Raw genomic sequence first — 15,599 nt, forward strand, 5'->3', positions numbered from 1 at the left:
CGTACGACGCACGTCACAGCTGCCCCGCCGGTCAGCGCCGGCGGCGCTTCTCCCGCACCCGGACGCTGATCCGGATCGGCGAGCCCTCGAACCCGAACTCCTCACGCAGCCGGCGCTCGATGAACCGGCGGTAGCCGGCCTCGATGAAGCCGGTGGCGAAGATGACGAACCGGGGCGGCCGGGTGGACGCCTGGGTGGCGAACAGGATGCGGGGCTGCTTGCCCCCGCGCACCGGGTGCGGGTGCGCCGAGACCAGCTCGCCGAGGAACCCGTTCAGGCGCCCGGTCGGGATCCGGGTGTCCCAGGACGCGAGCGACGTCTCCAGCGCCCGGACCAGCCGGTCGGTGTGCCAGCCGGTGCGCGCCGAGACGTTGACGCGCGGCGCCCACGTGACCTGCACGAGCTCCTTGTCGATCTCCCGCTCGAGGAAGTGCCGGCGGTCCTCGTCCATCAGGTCCCACTTGTTGTAGGCGATGACCAGGGCGCGGCCGGCGTCGACCGTCTGGGAGATGACCCGCAGGTCCTGCTCGGTGAGCGGCGTCGAGGAGTCGATGAGGACGACGGCGATCTCGGCCTTCTCGATGGCGGCCTGGGTGCGCAGCGACGCGTAGAAGTCGGCCCCGCGGGTCTGGTGCACCCGCCGACGGATGCCCGCGGTGTCGACGAACCAGTACGGGATGCCCTTGATCTCGACCAGCTCGTCCACCGGGTCACGGGTCGTCCCCGCGGTCTCGTCCACGACGACGCGCTCGGCGCCGGCCAGCTTGTTGAGCAGCGAGGACTTGCCGACGTTCGGGCGCCCCACCAGGGCGACCCGGCGCGGGCCCTCGGGACGCAGCTCGCCGCGGGCGGACTCGTCCGGCAGCACCTCCAGGACGGCGTCGAGCATCTCGCCCAGACCCCGACCGTGCAGGGCCGAGACCGGCATCGGCTCGCCGAGACCCAGCGACCAGAGGTAGGCGGCGTCGGCCTCGCCGGACGGCCCGTCGACCTTGTTGGCGCACAGGATCACCGGCTTGCCCGAGCGGCGCAGCAGCTCCACGACGCGCTCGTCGGTGGCCGTGGCACCCACCTGGGCGTCCACGACGAAGACGACCGCGTCGGCGAGGTCGATGGCGACCTCGGCCTGCTCGGCCACCTTGGACTCCATGCCCGCGACGTCGACCTCCCAGCCGCCGGTGTCCACCAGCGTGAAGTCCTTGCCCGCCCACTCGGCGGCGTAGGTCACGCGGTCGCGGGTGACCCCGGGCGTGTCCTCGACGACGGCCTCGCGGCGACCCAGGATCCGGTTGACGAGGGTCGACTTGCCGACGTTCGGCCGGCCGACGACGGCCAGCACCGGCAGCGGCGCCTCGGCCGGTGCGGCCTCGAGGTCCTCCCACCCGGTCTCCAGCAGCTCGCGGTCGGCCTCGTCGAGCTCGAAGTCCTCGAGACCGGCGCGCAGCGCGCGCTCGCGGGCCTCGTCGTCGTCGAAGCGGGTGACGAGGGCTCCGTGGTCCTCGACCAGGACCTCGGCGGTGTCGACCGGCGCGTCCGTGGTGTCGACGGAGTCAGCGGGCAGGGGCTCGGGACCGTCGGCGGGAGTGCTCATGCCTGCCATTGTCCCAGGCGCTCGACGGCCGTGAGGACCGCGGCGACGGTCTGGTCCAGGTCCAGCTCGCTGGAGTCCACCGTCACCACGCCGTCGGCGGCGGTGAGGAACTGGCTCACGGTCGAGTCGTCGCGGTCGCGGCGCAGCACCTGGTCACGCGTGGCGTCGACGGCCGCGGCGTCGGCGGCTCCGTGCACCTCCAGGGAACGCCGACGCAGCCGGGCCTCCTCGCTGGCCGTCAGCAAGATGCGCGCGTCGGCGTCCGGGGCCACGACGGTGGTGATGTCGCGCCCCTCGGCGACGATGCCGCGGCCGCCGGAGAACCCGTCGGTCGCCTCGACGTCGATGATGGCCCGCTGACGGCGCTTCATCTCGGCGCGGACCTCGAGGTTGGTCGCGACCTGCGACACGGCCGAGGACACCTCGGTGGTGCGGATCGCGGCGGCGACGTCGTCGCCGTCCAGCACGACGCCGGGGGCGGCCGGGTCGACGCCCATCTCCAGCGGCATGTCGCGCACGGCCCGGGCCACGGCGTCGGCGTCACCGAGGGCCACGTCGGTGCGCACGCACCACAGGGTGGCGGCCCGGTACATGGCGCCGGTGTCGAGGTAGGCCAGGCCGAGGCGGCTCGCGACGGCCTTGGAGACGCTGGACTTGCCGGAACCGGACGGGCCGTCGACGGCGATGGTGACCACAGGTGTTCGCTCTCTTGTCGGGGGACGGGGCAGATCGTTCGGGGGTGGACTCAGAGGTCCACGGCACGCATCAGGGTGCCGAGCTCGGTGCGGCCGAGCACGCGCGTGCGGCCGGCCTTGAGGTCGCCGAGCGTGATCGGGCCGATCCGGGTGCGCACGAGGCGGGTGACCGGGAAGCCGATCGCGTCGAACATCCGGCGCACGATCCGGTTGCGACCCTCGTGCAGGACCACCTCGATCATGGTGCGGCCGGGCACGGAGTCCACGACCCGGACCTTGTCCATGCGGGCCGGGCCGTCGTCGAGCTCCACGCCCGCGGTCAGCTCCTTGGCGTGGCGCGGGTAGAACTCGGCGCCCTCGACCGTGACGAGGTAGGTCTTCGGGATCTCGTAGCTCGGGTGCGACAGCCGGTTGCCGAGCTCGCCGTCGTTGGTCAGCAGCAGCAGGCCCTCGGAGTCGGCGTCCAGGCGGCCCACGTGGAAGAGCCGCTCCGGGCGGTCCTGCACGAGCTCTGCCACCGTGGGCCGGCCCTCGGGGTCGCTCATCGAGGAGAGCATGCCGAGCGGCTTGTTGACGGCCACGGTGATCTTGGACTCGTCGAGCTGGACGCGCAGGCCGTCGACGTGCACGACCGCGGTGGCCGGGTCGACGCGCACGCCGAGCTCGGCCACGACCTGGCCGTCGACCTCGACCCGCCCCTGGGCGATGAGCTGCTCGCAGGCGCGTCGTGAGCCGACGCCGGCCTGGGCGAGAACCTTCTGCAGCCGGACGCCGTCGGGCACGTGGACGTCGACGGGCGGGTTCGCGGGGGCGTGGCGGCGCGAGGAGCGGCGGCTCCCGCCGCGGCGTGAGGTGGGCATGGCCCCTATTGTCGCAGTACGCCGGAGCGGGGCCGACCTCAGTCGATGCCGAGGCCCTCCAGGCCGCCGAGCGCCTCCACGCCGGGCAGGTGCGGCGCCAGCGGCGGCAGCTCGTCGAGCGAGGTCCAGCCCATCCGGTCCAGGAACTCCCCGGTGGTGCCGAACAGCACCGCGCCGGTGGTCGGGTCCTGCCCGACCTCCGCCACCAGGTTGCGTGCCAGCAGGGTGCGCACCACCCCGTCGACGTTCACCCCGCGCACCGCCGAGACCTGGCCCCGGGTGACGGGCTGTCGGTAGGCCACGACGGCGAGGGTCTCCAGGGCGGCCTGGCTCAGCCGGGAGGACTGGCCCTCGAGCACGAACCGCGCGACGACGTCGGTCAGGTCGCGATGGGAGTAGATGCGCCAGCCCTCGGCCCCGCGGCGCAGCTCGAAACCCCGCGGCCGGGCCCCGTCGGCCCCCTGGTACTCCTCGGCGAGCGCCGCCAGCGCCGCGTGCACCTCGACCGTGGGACGGGCGACGGCCGCGGCGAGACGTTCGGCGGGGACCGGCGACTCGGCGACCATGAGGATCGCCTCCAGGGCGGCCGGCAGACCCCCGGGCAGGTCGTCGACGTCGACCGGTGCCGGACTGTCTCCCGACGCCGCCGGGCCCGGGGCGACCGCTGTCCCTGCGGTCGCGGGAACGTGCTCGCTCATGCTGCTCCTTCCACGGCGCCGTCGAACTCCTCGACGTCGCCCACGTCGTCGTCGGCCCCGCCGGTCCACCGCACGGTCAGCTCTCCCAGGGCGGTGACCTGCTCGAAGCCCACCTGGCCGCTGCGGAACAGCTCCAGCAGCGCCAGGAAACGCGCCACGACCACGAGGCGTTCCACCCCTGTGGTCAGGGCGCGGAACGTCGCCGTCCCCTCGCGCCGCAGCTGGTCGGCGACCAGGAGCGCCTCCTCGCGCACGCTCACGGCGGCGCCGTGCAGATGGCTCAGGCCCACCACCGGCGGGACCTTGGGTTCGAGCGCCCGCGCGGCGAGCTCGGCCAGCCGGTCGCCGTCGAGGGTCCACACGAGGTCGGGGAGCATCGCGGTCAGGTGCTCCTCCATCGGGACCGACCGGGGCACCCGGCGGCCGGTGTCGGCGAGGCGGTCGGCGAACACGGCCGAGATCTCCTTGTACGCCCGGTACTGCAGGAGACGGGCGAACAGCAGGTCGCGGGCCTCCAGCAGCTCGAGGTCCTCGGCGTCCTCCTCGACGACACCGGGCAGCAGCCGGGCCGCCTTGAGGTCCAGCAGCGTGGCCGCCACGACGAGGAACTCGCTCGCCGCCCCCAGGTCCCACGAGGGGTGCTGCTCGCCGCGGTCGGCGGCGTCGCGGGCGGCGGACTCGGCGGCGCGCAGGTGGGCGACGAAGTCGTCCGTCACCTCCGCCAGCGCCACCTCGGTCAGGTCCAGCTCACGGGCGTTGATCAGGGACAGCAGCAGGTCGAACGGCCCGTCGAAGTTGTCGAGATGGACCTCGAACGCCCCGGCGCGGGCCTGTCCCGCAGGTGCCTCCGCCGGGGTCCGCTCAGGTGGCGCTGCCACGAGCGACGAGCTCACGGGCCAGGTGCCGGTAGGCCGCCGCGCCGGCGTGGGACGGCGCGTGCGAGGTGATGGGCTCGGCGGCCACCGAGGCGTCGGGGAACTTCACGGTCCGACCGATGACGGTGTGCAGCAGCGTGTCTCCGAACGCCTCGTGGACCCGCTGGACGACCTCGCGCGAGTGCAGGGTGCGCGCGTCGTACATGGTGGCCAGGATGCCGTCCACGGCGAGGTCCGGGTTGAGCCGGTCGCGCACCTTGTCGATCGTCTCCACGAGCAGCGCGACGCCCCGCAGGGCGAAGAACTCGCACTCCAGCGGGATGAGGACGCCGTCGGCGGCGGTCAGCGCGTTGACGGTGAGCAGCCCCAGGGAGGGCTGGCAGTCGATGAGCACGACGTCGTAGACGTCCAGCGCCGGGCGCAGCGCGCGGGAGAGGACGGACTCGCGCGCAACCTCGCCGACGAGCTGGACCTCGGCGGCGGACAGGTCGATGTTCGCCGGTACGACGTCGAGCCCCTCGATCGCCGTGGGACGGACGACGTCCTCGAGGGTCACGTCACGTTCCATGACGAGGTTGTAGACGCTGAGCTCCAGCTCGTGCGGGCTGACACCCACGCCGACGGACGCGGCGCCCTGGGGGTCGAAGTCCACCAGGAGCACCTTGCGGCCGTACTCGGCCAGCGTGGCTCCGAGATTGATGGTCGTGGTCGTCTTGCCCACGCCGCCCTTCTGGTTGCACATCGCCACGATCCGGGCCGGACCGTGCGAGTCCCGCGGTGCGGGGACGGGGAACTCGGGCAGCGGGCGGCCGACGACGTCCGTGGGCGGACCGTCCTCGTTCGCCGCGGTACCCGGGATCCCGGGCAGGGTGTTCTCGGCAGTCGCCGGCTGCGTCATCGTCTCACTCCCCCGGGTGCCTCGGTCACGCTGTCACGCTACACCGCGCCACGGGCCCGGACCGGGCGCTCGCGCGGCGCGCCGCGCGGAACCGCGGGGGCACGGCCGGTCACCCGAGCGCCCGCGGGTGGGCCGCGGCGTAGACCTCGCGCAGCGCCTCCGGGGTGACCATCGTGTAGATCTGCGTCGTGGTGACCGAGGCGTGCCCGAGCAGCTCCTGCACCACCCGCACGTCCGCTCCTCCGGCCAGCAGGTGGGTGGCGAAGGAGTGGCGCAGGGTGTGCGGCGACACGTGCTCCGCGATCCCGGCCCGGTCCGCCGCGCGCTGCAGCACGGCCCACGCGCTCTGCCTCGAGAGCCGGGTGCCGCGGGCGTTGAGGAACAGCGCCGGGGTGCTCCGGCCGCGCACGGACCCCGCCTCGACCAGTGCCGGCCGGGCACGGACCAGGTAGGCGTCGATCGCGTCGCGGGCGTACGACCCGACGGGCACGACGCGCTCCTTGCCGCCCTTGCCGAACAGACGCACGGCGTCCTCGGTCCCGACGTCGTCGACGTCGAGCCCGACCACCTCGCTGATGCGCCCTCCCGTGGAGTACAGCAGCTCCAGCAGCGCCCGGTCCCGCAGACCGGTGGCCCCGTCGCCCGCCGAGGCCGCGGCCAGGAGGCGGGCCACGGCGTCGACGCTCAGGGCGTGCGGCAGCCGACGCGTCTTGGTGGGTGCCGCGACGTCGGCGCTCGGGTCCGTGTCGGCGTCGCCCTCGGCGAGGGCGAACCGGTGCCAGCCCCGCAGCGCCGCCAGGGCCCGCGCCGTGGAGGACGCCGACAGGGGACGCCCGCCGTCGTCCCCCGCCCGCACGGCGTCGAGATAGGCCTCGACGTCCGCCTCGGTGACCTCGGCCGGTGCGGTCCGGCCGCGGACGCCGAGGAAGTCCGCGTACCGGGTCAGGTCCCGGCGGTAGGCCTGCACGGTGTTGGTGGACAGCCCGCGTTCGACCCGGAGGTGGGCGAGGTAGTCGCGCAGCCCCGACTCGAGGGCGGCGGGCAGGTCCGTGGGCGTCGAGGTCACCCGGCCATCATGCCCCCGGGCAACGGTCGTCGAGCGGCAGCCCGGGCAGCGCGTCGAGCACCCCGTCGAGGCGCTCGTCGGGCGCCGGCGGTCAGAACGGCAGGAACACGTCGACCGCGACGGCCACGAAGAGCAGGGTCAGGTAGGTGATGGAGGCGTGGAACACCTTCATCGCCCCGGGGCCGTTGCGGGTCCGGCCCTGGGCCTTGCGCAGCATGGCGACCGTCAACCAGAGGAACCATCCGCCCAGCCCGACCGCGACCACGGTGTACACCCAGGTCATCCCGGCCAGCGGCACGAGCGCCAGCGAGGAGAGGATCATCGCGATCGTGTGACCGAGCATCTCGCCGGCGACCCGGCGGTCGGTGGCCACGACGGGGAGCATCGGCACCCCGGCGGTGGCGTAGTCCTGCTTGAACTTCACCGACAGCGGCCAGTAGTGCGGGGGCGTCCAGAAGAAGATGACGCCGAACAGCGCCACGGCCGCCCAGCTGAGCCCGCCGGTGACGGCCGCCCAGCCGATGAACACCGGCATGCATCCGGCGATGCCACCCCACACGATGTTCTGCGGGGTGCGGCGCTTGAGGATCATCGTGTAGCCGACGACGTAGATCGCGATCGCCGCGAAGGTCAGCCAGGCGGCGGCGACGTTGACGAGCCAGGCGAACCAGACCAGGGCCACCACGCCGAGCGCCGTGGCGAAGATCAGCGCGTTGCGCGGGCGGATCTCCCCCGTGACGAGCGGACGCCGCTTGGTGCGGTTCATCATCTCGTCGATGTCGCGGTCGAGGTAGCAGTTGAACGCGTTGGCCGAGCCGGCCGCGAGCGCCCCGCCGACCAGCGTCGCCACGACGAGCCAGAGGTCGGGCAGCCCGCCCTCGGCGAGGATCATCGTGGGCACCGTGGTCACGAGCAGCAGCTCGATGATGCGGGGCTTGGTCAGGGCGACGTAGGCGCCCACCCGGTCACGCCAGCCGGCCGAGCGCCGCGTGGCCGACCCGTGCACGGCAGCGCGTGTCGGGGTCGACGAGGAGTCCGTCGGGCGGCTGATGGTGCTCACGCGCGCAGTGTTCCGTTCGCGAGGGTGTTCCGGGCGGTCCCATCGTACGCGCCACGCGGAGGTCGGTCGCCCCCGCGGGGTGCGGGTGACCTGTGAGATTCCTCCGGCCGCGCGGTGCGTGTCGCCGGGGCGCTCACATGGTGGGACGGTCGGCGGCGCCGAACGCGGCCCACGGCACTCCCCGCTAGTGTGGAGACGCACAACGCAGGGCATCGGTGCCGTCGTGCGCACCGGGTCGACCGCTGCGCACGGCGCCAGGCCCCCGCCTCCTGAGGGGTGGAGCCGCCGCGCCCGGCACCGGTACAGCAGAGCAACCCGGGGCAGCGCCTCGGGCAGGAAAGAGGCATTCGTGAACGCGTTCGATCCCGCACCGGCCCCCCTCGAGTGGAACGACCTGGACGAGCGGGCCGTCAAGTCCATCAAGGCTCTGGCCGCCGACGCCGTGGAGAAGTGCGGCAGCGGTCACCCCGGCACGGCCATGTCGCTGGCCCCGGCCGCGTACCTGCTGTTCCAGAAGACGATGCGGCACGACCCCACCGACCCCACCTGGGTGGGCCGCGACCGGTTCGTGCTCTCGGCCGGGCACTCGTCGCTCACGCTGTACCTGCAGCTGTTCCTGGCCGGGTACGGCATGGAGATGGACGACCTCGCCGCGCTGCGCACGTTCAACTCCCAGACCCCGGGCCACCCCGAGTACGGCCACACCCCGGGCGTGGAGATCACCACCGGCCCGCTGGGCCAGGGTCTCGCCTCCGCCGTCGGCATGGCCTACGCCTCGCGCCGCGAGCGGGCGCTGCTCGACCCCGAGGCCGCCCCCGGCACCTCGCCCTTCGACCACCACGTGTACGTCATCGCCTCCGACGGCGACCTGCAGGAGGGTGTCACCTCCGAGGCCTCGTCCCTGGCCGGCACCCAGCAGCTAGGCAACCTCGTGGTGATCTGGGACGACAACAAGATCTCGATCGAGGACGACACCGAGATCGCGTTCACCGAGGACGTGCTGGCCCGCTACGCGGCCTACGGCTGGCACACGCAGCGCGTGGACTGGACCGACGGCGGCACCGGCTACGCCGAGGACACCGACGCGCTGGCCGCCGCCCTGGACGCCGCGAAGAACGAGACCGGCAAGCCGTCGATCATCGCGCTGCGCACGATCATCGGCTGGCCCTCCCCCACGAAGCAGAACACGGGCGGGATCCACGGCTCCGCGCTCGGCGCCGAGGAGGTCGCAGGCCTGAAGAAGGCGCTGGGCCTCGACCCCGAGGCGACCTTCACCATCGACGACGACGTGCTCAAGCACACCCGGTCCGTCGCCGAGCGCCACAGCTCCGGCCGGGCCGCGTGGGACACCGCGTTCGAGGCCTGGAAGACCGCCAACCCCTCGGGGGCCGAGCTGCTGGAGCGGCTCAGCGCCCGCGAGCTGCCCGCCGGCTGGACGGACGCCCTGCCCGAGTTCGAGGCGTCGGAGAAGGGCGTCGCCACCCGCGCCGCCTCCGGCAAGGTGCTGTCGGCGCTGGCCGACGTGCTGCCCGAGCTGTGGGGCGGGTCCGCCGACCTCGCCGGCTCCAACAACACCACGATGGACGGCGAGCCGTCCTTCATCCCGTTCGAGCACGCGACGAAGAAGTTCCCGGGCAACCCGCAGGGCCGCACGCTGCACTTCGGCATCCGCGAGCACGCCATGGGCGCGATCCTCAACGGGATCGTGCTGCACGGCCTGACGCGCCCCTACGGCGGGACGTTCCTGCAGTTCTCGGACTACATGCGGGCCGCGGTCCGCCTGTCCGCGCTCATGGAGATCCCCTCGACGTTCGTGTGGACCCACGACTCCATCGGCCTGGGAGAGGACGGCCCCACCCACCAGCCCGTCGAGCACCTCGCCGCCCTGCGCGCCATCCCGGGCCTGGACGTCGTCCGCCCGGCGGACGCGAACGAGACCTCCTGGGCCTGGCGAGGCATCCTCGAGAACACCTCGAACCCGGCCGGACTCGTGCTCACCCGGCAGGGCGTGCCGACCTTCCCGCGGGGCGAGGACGGCTTCGCGGCGGCCGAGGGCACGCTCCGCGGCGGCTACACGCTCCTGGACACCGACGGCACGCCGGACGTGATCCTCGTGGGCACCGGGTCAGAGGTCCAGCTCGCCGTCGAGGCGCGCGAGCAGCTCGCCGCCGACGGGATCGCCGCCCGCGTGGTGTCGATGCCGAGCCTCGAGTGGTTCGACCGTCAGGACGCCGAGTACCGCGAGTCGGTGCTGCCCGCCGCGGTCCGGGCCCGGGTCTCGGTGGAGGCCGGCATCGCGCTGAGCTGGCGCGGGATCGTCGGCGACGCCGGCCGGTCCGTCTCGCTCGAGCACTACGGCGCGTCCGCGGACTACCAGACGCTCTACCGCGAGTTCGGCATCACGGCCGACGCCGTGGCCACGGCCGCGCGCGAGTCGCGGGGCGCCCGCCCCGGCGCGGGCACCCACCCACCGCGGGGGGGGGGGGGGGCGCGCCCCCCCCCCCGCCGTCGGTCACGATGAGAGCTGCGACAGCGACACGACCGAGGAGAAGCACGTGCCCGAGACGAACCGACCCACCGAACGACTCTCCGCCGCCGGGGTCTCGATCTGGCTCGACGACCTGTCGCGCGAGCGGCTCGACACCGGCAACCTCGCCGGGCTCGTCGACTCCCACGACGTGGTCGGCGTGACGACCAACCCCACGATCTTCGCCGGCGCGCTGTCCGAAGGCGACGCCTACGACGCTGCCCTCGCCGACCTCGCGGGCACCGACGTCGAGGCCGCCGTCGAGCGGATCACGACCGACGACGTGCGCGCCGCCGCCGACGTGCTGCGGGGCGTCTACGACCGCACCGGCACGGTCGACGGCCGGGTCTCGATCGAGGTGGACCCCCGCCTGGCGCGGGACACCGCCGCGACGGTCGACACGGCGAAGCGGTTGTGGCGCACGGTCGACCGTCCCAACGTGTTGATCAAGATCCCCGCCACCGTCGAGGGGCTGCCGGCCATCACCGAGACCCTCGCCGCCGGGATCAGCGTCAACGTCACCCTCATCTTCTCCATCGAGCGCTACCGCGCCGTCATGGACGCCTTCCTCGCCGGGCTGGAGCAGGCCCGCGAGAACGGTCACGACCTGTCGGTCATCGGCTCGGTCGCCTCGTTCTTCGTCTCCCGGGTCGACTCCGCGGTCGACGACGCCCTGGAGCGGGTCGGCACCGACGAGGCGCGGGCGCTGCAGGGCACCGCCGCGATCGCCAACGCCCGCCTCGCCTACGCCGCCTACCAGGAGGTCTTCGAGGCGGACTCCACCGGCCGGTGGACGGCGCTGCGCCAGGCCGGCGCCCACCCCCAGCGACCGCTGTGGGCCTCGACCGGGGTGAAGAACCCCGACTACCCGGACACCCTCTACGTCACCGAGCTCGTGGCGCCCGGCGTGGTGAACACCATGCCGCAGGCGACCCTCGACGCCGTGGCGGACCACGGCGAGATCCCGGAGGACACGGTCACCGGGACCGCTGACGCCGCCGCCGCGACGATCGCCGCCATCGAGGCCCAGGGCGTCTCCATGGACGAGGTGACCGCGCAGCTGGAGGCCGAGGGCGTGACCAAGTTCGAGAAGAGCTGGGACGAGCTGCTCACCACCACCAAGACCGGACTGGACGCGGCGGGCTCCTGACCCCGTCGCGCCGCCACCGCGCCCCCACCGCACCATCGGCCCACGAGAGGGACGGGACACCGTGAGACCCGCCAAGATCACCGCTGAGCACAACCCGCTGCGCGATCCGCTCGACCTCAGACTTCCCCGGATCGCCGGCCCGTGCGGGCTCGTGATCTTCGGCGTCACCGGCGACCTGTCGCGCAAGAAGCTCATGCCGGCCGTGTACGACCTCGCCAACCGGGGCCTGCTGCCGCCCGGCTTCGCGCTGACCGGGTTCGCCCGCCGCGACTGGGAGGACGAGGACTTCGCCCAGATCGTGCACGACGCCGTCAAGGAGCACGCCCGCACGCCGTTCCGTGAGGACACCTGGCGACAGCTCTCCGAGGGCATCCGGTTCGTGCAGGGCAGCTTCGACGACCCCGAGGCGTTCGAGGAGCTGCGCCGGACGGTCGAGTCGCTCGACGCCGAACGGGGTACCGGCGGCAACCACGCGTTCTATCTGTCGGTCCCGCCCAGCGCGTTCCCCCTCGTGTGCGAGCAGCTGTCCCGGTCCGGGCTGTCCGAGTCCGCCGAGGACGCCTGGCGTCGGGTGGTGATCGAGAAGCCGTTCGGTCACGACCTGGCCTCCGCCCAGGAGCTCGAGTCGGTCGTCTCCCAGGTGTTCGAGCAGGAGTCGGTGTTCCGCATCGACCACTACCTGGGCAAGGAGACGGTCCAGAACATCCTGGCGCTGCGGTTCGCCAACCAGCTCTTCGAGCCGCTGTGGAGCTCCAACTACGTCGACCACGTGCAGATCACGATGGCCGAGGACATCGGCATCGGCGGCCGGGCCGGCTACTACGACGGGGTCGGCGCGGCCCGCGACGTCATCCAGAACCACCTGCTGCAGCTCCTGGCCCTGGTGGCCATGGAGGAGCCGGTGAACTTCGACGCGGGGGCGCTGCGGGCCGAGAAGATCAAGGCCCTGTCCTCGGTCCGGCTGCCGCAGGACCTGTCCCAGCACACCGCCCGGGGCCAGTACGCCTCCGCCTGGCAGGGCGGGGAGAAGGTCCGCGGGTTCCTCGAGGAGGAGGGGTTCAACCCCGAGTCCACGACCGAGACCTACGCGGCGGTCCGTCTGGACATCGACAACCGCCGGTGGGCCGGCGTGCCGTTCTACCTGCGCACCGGCAAGCGTCTCGGCCGCCGGGTGACCGAGGTCGCGGTGGTGTTCAAGAAGGCGCCGCACCTGCCGTTCGAGTCCTCGCTGACCTCGGACCTGGGGTCCAACGCGCTCGTGATCCGCGTCCAGCCCGACGAGGGCGTGACCCTCCGGTTCGGCGCGAAGGTGCCCGGCACGGCCATGGAGGTCCGCGACGTCACGATGGACTTCGGCTACGGCCACGCCTTCACCGAGTCCTCCCCCGAGGCCTACGAGCGACTCATCCTCGACGTCCTCCTCGGGGACCCGCCGCTGTTCCCCACCCGCGAGGAGGTCGAGCTCTCCTGGAAGATCCTCGACCCGGTGATCGAGCACTGGGCGGGCCAGGGCAAGCCCGACACCTACCCCGCCGGGTCGTGGGGGCCGCCGTCGGCCGACGCCATGATGGCCCGCGACGGGCGCACGTGGCGTCGACCCTGACCTGCCGGCCGGACCAAGGAGCGAACCGATGATCATCGACATGCCGGACACCAGCACGAACGCGGTCGGCAAGCGGCTCGACAGCCTGCGCGAGGAGGGCGGCGCGGTCGCGCTGGGCCGTGTGCTCACCCTCGTCGTCGTCGCCGAGGAGGTGGACATCGAGTCCGCCGTCGAGGCCGCCAACGAGGCCAGCCACGAGCACCCCTGCCGCGTGGTGGTCATCGCACCGCTGGAGGCCCCCGGCCACGACGGCCGGGTCGACGCCGAGATCCGCGTCGGCGGGGACGCCGGGGCGTCGGAGGTGATCGTGCTGCGGTGCTCCACCACCCTGCGCGAACACCCCGACACCCTGGTGATGCCGCTGCTGCTGCCCGACGCCCCCATCGTCGTGTGGTGGCCGGCCGGCGGCCCCGACGCCCCGGCCGAGGACCCGCTGGGCGCCATGGCGCAGCGTCGCATCACCGACACCACGACGGCCGACGACCCCTGCGACATGCTGGGTCGCCTCGCCGCGTCGTTCACCGAGGGTGACACCGACCTCGCCTGGGCCCGCGTCACCCTGTGGCGCGGCCTCATCGCCGCCGCCGTCGACCAGCCGCCGTACGAGCCCGTGACGGCGGTACGCGTCGAGGGCCAGCGTCAGCACACGTCCCTGGACCTGCTGGCGTCGTGGCTCGGCGCCAAGCTGCAGTGCCCCGCGAACGTGGTGCACACCGGCGACGACCACGCCATCACCCGCGTGGTGCTGGAACGCGAGAGCGGCCCGATCGTCCTGGACCGTCCGGACGGCGGTGTCGTGACGATCACCCAGCCGGGCACACCGGAGCGGCGGGTCGCCCTGCCGATCCGGTCGCTGTCCGAGGCACTCATCGAAGAGCTGCGGCGCCTCGACCCGGACGAGGTCTACGGCCAGGTGCTGCACGCTCTGGACCAGGTCGAGACCACGGAGGAGACCGCAGCATGAGCACCCGACTCGTCGTCGTCCACCCCGACCCCGACGTCCTGGCGGAGGCCGCCGCGGCGCGGCTGCTCACCCGCCTGCTGGACGTCCAGTCGGTGCGCCGCCCGGCGCACGTCGTCCTCACCGGCGGCACCGTCGGCATCCAGACGCTCCGCGCCGCGGCGGCCAGCCCGCTGCGGGCGGCCGTGGACTGGTCCGGCGTGCACGTGTGGTGGGGCGACGAGAGGTTCCTGCCGGCCGGGGACGCCGACCGCAACGAGACGCAGGCGCGCGAGGCGCTGCTCGACGACCTCGTGGCGAGCAGCGGGCTGCGCGAGGAGAACGTCCACGCCGTCCCCGCCCGCGGCGACGGGCCCGGCGAGGCCGCCACGCCGGAGGACGCCGCGACCGCCTACGCGGCCGAGCTCGCCGCCCACGCCGAGGAGGACGGGACCCCGCACTTCGACGTGCTGCTGCTCGGCATGGGACCCGACGGGCACGTCGCCTCGCTGTTCCCGGAGCACCACGCCCTCGAGGCGCCCGGGTACACGGTCGGCGTCCACGGCTCGCCCAAGCCGCCCGCCGAGCGGGTGTCGCTGACCTTCGCCGCGATCGGCCGGGCCGAGGAGGTCTGGGTCGTCGCCGCCGGCAGCGAGAAGGCGGAGCAGGCCGCGGCGGCGCTGGCCGACGGCCCGATGACCCAGGTCCCCGCCGTGCGTGCCGTGGGACACCACCGCACGCTGTGGCTGCTCGACGCCGCGGCGGCCTCCGCGCGCGGCTGACGGGCAGGCGGGCGGGATCGGCGAACGGTCACGTCGCCGGACCCGCCCGCCGCTTGTCAGCGGCGACGACCGCGCCGCGGGCGGTCGTCAGTTCCGTGACGCGCTCGTCTCCCGGCGGGCGCGAAGGGTCTCCAGCGCCTCCTCGAGCAGCGCCGCCCCGTCCTCGTCCGACCGGCGCTCCTTCACGTAGGCCAGGTGCGTCTTGTAGGGCTCGTTGCGCAACGGCGCCGGCGGGTTCGCGGGGTCCTGACCCGCCGGGAACCCGCAGCGGGGGCAGTCCCACTGCTCCGGCGGCTCGATGTCCTCCAGCGCCGCGAAGCTCGGTCGCGTCTCGTGCCCGTTGAGGCACCAGTACGAGACCTGGTTCCGGGGCGCGGGGACGCCGCGCTCCTGCTCTCCCATCGGTCCTGCGCCGACCCGCGAACCGCGGATGGCATGTCCGGCAGATGCCACGTGTCGTCCTCACCTTCGAGTCTGCGGGGCCGATCCCCGCGGACGATCCTCGTGCCCGGCGGCACCCCCGTACCCGCCCGGCGCCGCTCCCCCGGCGGTCCGACCGTCAGCTCACGCGCGTGGCGACCCCGAGCAGGACCACGACCACCGACCACACGACGGCGATACCCACCGTGATGCGGTTCAGGTTGCGCTCGGCCACGCCGGAGCTGCCCGCCCCGCTGGAGATCCCGCCCCCGAACATGTCGGACAGTCCCCCGCCCTTCCCCTTGTGCATGAGGATGAGCAGGATCAGGAAGGCGCTGGTGAGCACCAGCAGCACGTTCAGGAAGATCGTCAACGCTGCGAACATCGTGTCCTCGGCTCTCGGCCGCCTCTCGGCGGGCTGTCGGCGCCGGGAT

At 73.3% G+C, this 15,599-nt stretch carries 15 protein-coding genes; 5 read left to right on the top strand and 10 right to left on the bottom strand.

The genetic code is table 11. The annotated features are described in order from the left end of the window. Positions 1–31 precede the first annotated feature (31 nt). The 8 genes from der to Q6349_RS10175 form a co-directional block, all read right to left on the bottom strand. Positions 32–1,591: a ribosome biogenesis GTPase Der gene (gene der, locus Q6349_RS10140; protein WP_304603992.1), complete on the bottom strand. Its 1,560-nt coding sequence runs from the start codon at positions 1,589–1,591 to the stop codon at positions 32–34. Continuing rightward, complete coding sequence (gene cmk, locus Q6349_RS10145) at positions 1,588–2,286, bottom strand: (d)CMP kinase (RefSeq protein WP_304603993.1); 699 nt, start codon at positions 2,284–2,286, stop codon at positions 1,588–1,590. Before cmk ends, der begins: the two co-directional genes overlap by 4 nt. Positions 2,287–2,336: 50 nt before the next feature. Next, the gene (locus Q6349_RS10150; RefSeq protein WP_171245711.1) at positions 2,337–3,146 is read right to left on the bottom strand and encodes a pseudouridine synthase; all 810 of its coding nucleotides are present in this window, start codon (positions 3,144–3,146) and stop codon (positions 2,337–2,339) included. Positions 3,147–3,184: 38 nt separating this feature from the next. Beyond that, positions 3,185–3,844, bottom strand: a complete 660-nt coding sequence (scpB, locus tag Q6349_RS10155; protein ID WP_304603994.1) for an SMC-Scp complex subunit ScpB — start codon at positions 3,842–3,844, stop codon at positions 3,185–3,187. Beyond that, on the bottom strand, positions 3,841–4,722 hold the full coding sequence (locus Q6349_RS10160) for a ScpA family protein (protein WP_304603995.1): 882 nt from the start codon (positions 4,720–4,722) through the stop codon (positions 3,841–3,843). The genes scpB and Q6349_RS10160 overlap by 4 nt, the downstream gene beginning before the upstream one ends. Beyond that, a complete protein-coding gene (locus Q6349_RS10165) occupies positions 4,706–5,617 on the bottom strand; it encodes a ParA family protein (protein ID WP_304603996.1) in 912 nt (303 codons plus the stop codon). Before Q6349_RS10165 ends, Q6349_RS10160 begins: the two co-directional genes overlap by 17 nt. A 109-nt stretch (positions 5,618–5,726) precedes the next feature. Then, positions 5,727–6,683 (bottom strand): site-specific tyrosine recombinase XerD, encoded by a 957-nt coding sequence (xerD, locus tag Q6349_RS10170; RefSeq protein ID WP_304603997.1) that lies wholly within the window; start codon positions 6,681–6,683, stop codon positions 5,727–5,729. A gap of 91 nt (positions 6,684–6,774) precedes the next feature. Further along, on the bottom strand, positions 6,775–7,689 hold the full coding sequence (locus Q6349_RS10175) for a heme o synthase (protein ID WP_304604451.1): 915 nt from the start codon (positions 7,687–7,689) through the stop codon (positions 6,775–6,777). Positions 7,690–8,092: 403 nt separating this feature from the next. Here Q6349_RS10175 and tkt point away from each other — a divergent pair, with 403 nt between their 5' ends. From tkt to pgl, 5 genes are all read left to right on the top strand, one after another. Beyond that, entirely contained in the window at positions 8,093–10,264 is a 2,172-nt protein-coding gene (gene tkt, locus Q6349_RS10180; RefSeq protein ID WP_304603998.1) for a transketolase, read from the top strand. Between the two features lie 34 nt (positions 10,265–10,298). Then, a complete protein-coding gene (gene tal / locus Q6349_RS10185; protein WP_304603999.1) occupies positions 10,299–11,420 on the top strand; it encodes a transaldolase in 1,122 nt (373 codons plus the stop codon). Between the two features lie 61 nt (positions 11,421–11,481). Continuing rightward, positions 11,482–13,023 (top strand): glucose-6-phosphate dehydrogenase, encoded by a 1,542-nt coding sequence (gene zwf / locus Q6349_RS10190; protein ID WP_304604000.1) that lies wholly within the window; start codon positions 11,482–11,484, stop codon positions 13,021–13,023. A gap of 28 nt (positions 13,024–13,051) precedes the next feature. Next, positions 13,052–13,987, top strand: a complete 936-nt coding sequence (gene opcA, locus Q6349_RS10195) for a glucose-6-phosphate dehydrogenase assembly protein OpcA (RefSeq protein ID WP_304604001.1) — start codon at positions 13,052–13,054, stop codon at positions 13,985–13,987. Next, positions 13,984–14,745 (top strand): 6-phosphogluconolactonase, encoded by a 762-nt coding sequence (pgl, locus tag Q6349_RS10200; protein ID WP_304604002.1) that lies wholly within the window; start codon positions 13,984–13,986, stop codon positions 14,743–14,745. The genes opcA and pgl overlap by 4 nt, the downstream gene beginning before the upstream one ends. Positions 14,746–14,832: 87 nt before the next feature. Here pgl and Q6349_RS10205 read toward each other — a convergent pair whose 3' ends face one another. Continuing rightward, positions 14,833–15,198 carry an RNA polymerase-binding protein RbpA gene (locus Q6349_RS10205; protein ID WP_171245701.1) on the bottom strand — a complete coding sequence of 122 codons (366 nt, stop codon included), beginning with the start codon at positions 15,196–15,198 and terminating at the stop codon, positions 14,833–14,835. Between the two features lie 106 nt (positions 15,199–15,304). Then, on the bottom strand, positions 15,305–15,550 hold the full coding sequence (gene secG, locus Q6349_RS10210; RefSeq protein WP_171245700.1) for a preprotein translocase subunit SecG: 246 nt from the start codon (positions 15,548–15,550) through the stop codon (positions 15,305–15,307). Positions 15,551–15,599: the final 49 nt, after the last annotated feature.

Origin of the sequence: Isoptericola sp. 178, from assembly GCF_030586525.1 — a bacterium.
Classification (GTDB): domain Bacteria; phylum Actinomycetota; class Actinomycetes; order Actinomycetales; family Cellulomonadaceae; genus Isoptericola; species Isoptericola sediminis.

Coding starts and splice junctions, on each gene's coding strand:
- der (WP_304603992.1), bottom strand. CDS start 1,591: ATGAGCACTCCCGCCGACGGTCCCGAGCCCCTGCCCGCTGACTCCGTC.
- Q6349_RS10150 (WP_171245711.1), bottom strand. CDS start 3,146: ATGCCCACCTCACGCCGCGGCGGGAGCCGCCGCTCCTCGCGCCGCCAC.
- scpB (WP_304603994.1), bottom strand. CDS start 3,844: ATGAGCGAGCACGTTCCCGCGACCGCAGGGACAGCGGTCGCCCCGGGC.
- Q6349_RS10165 (WP_304603996.1), bottom strand. CDS start 5,617: ATGACGCAGCCGGCGACTGCCGAGAACACCCTGCCCGGGATCCCGGGT.
- opcA (WP_304604001.1), top strand. CDS start 13,052: ATGATCATCGACATGCCGGACACCAGCACGAACGCGGTCGGCAAGCGG.
- pgl (WP_304604002.1), top strand. CDS start 13,984: ATGAGCACCCGACTCGTCGTCGTCCACCCCGACCCCGACGTCCTGGCG.
- secG (WP_171245700.1), bottom strand. CDS start 15,550: ATGTTCGCAGCGTTGACGATCTTCCTGAACGTGCTGCTGGTGCTCACC.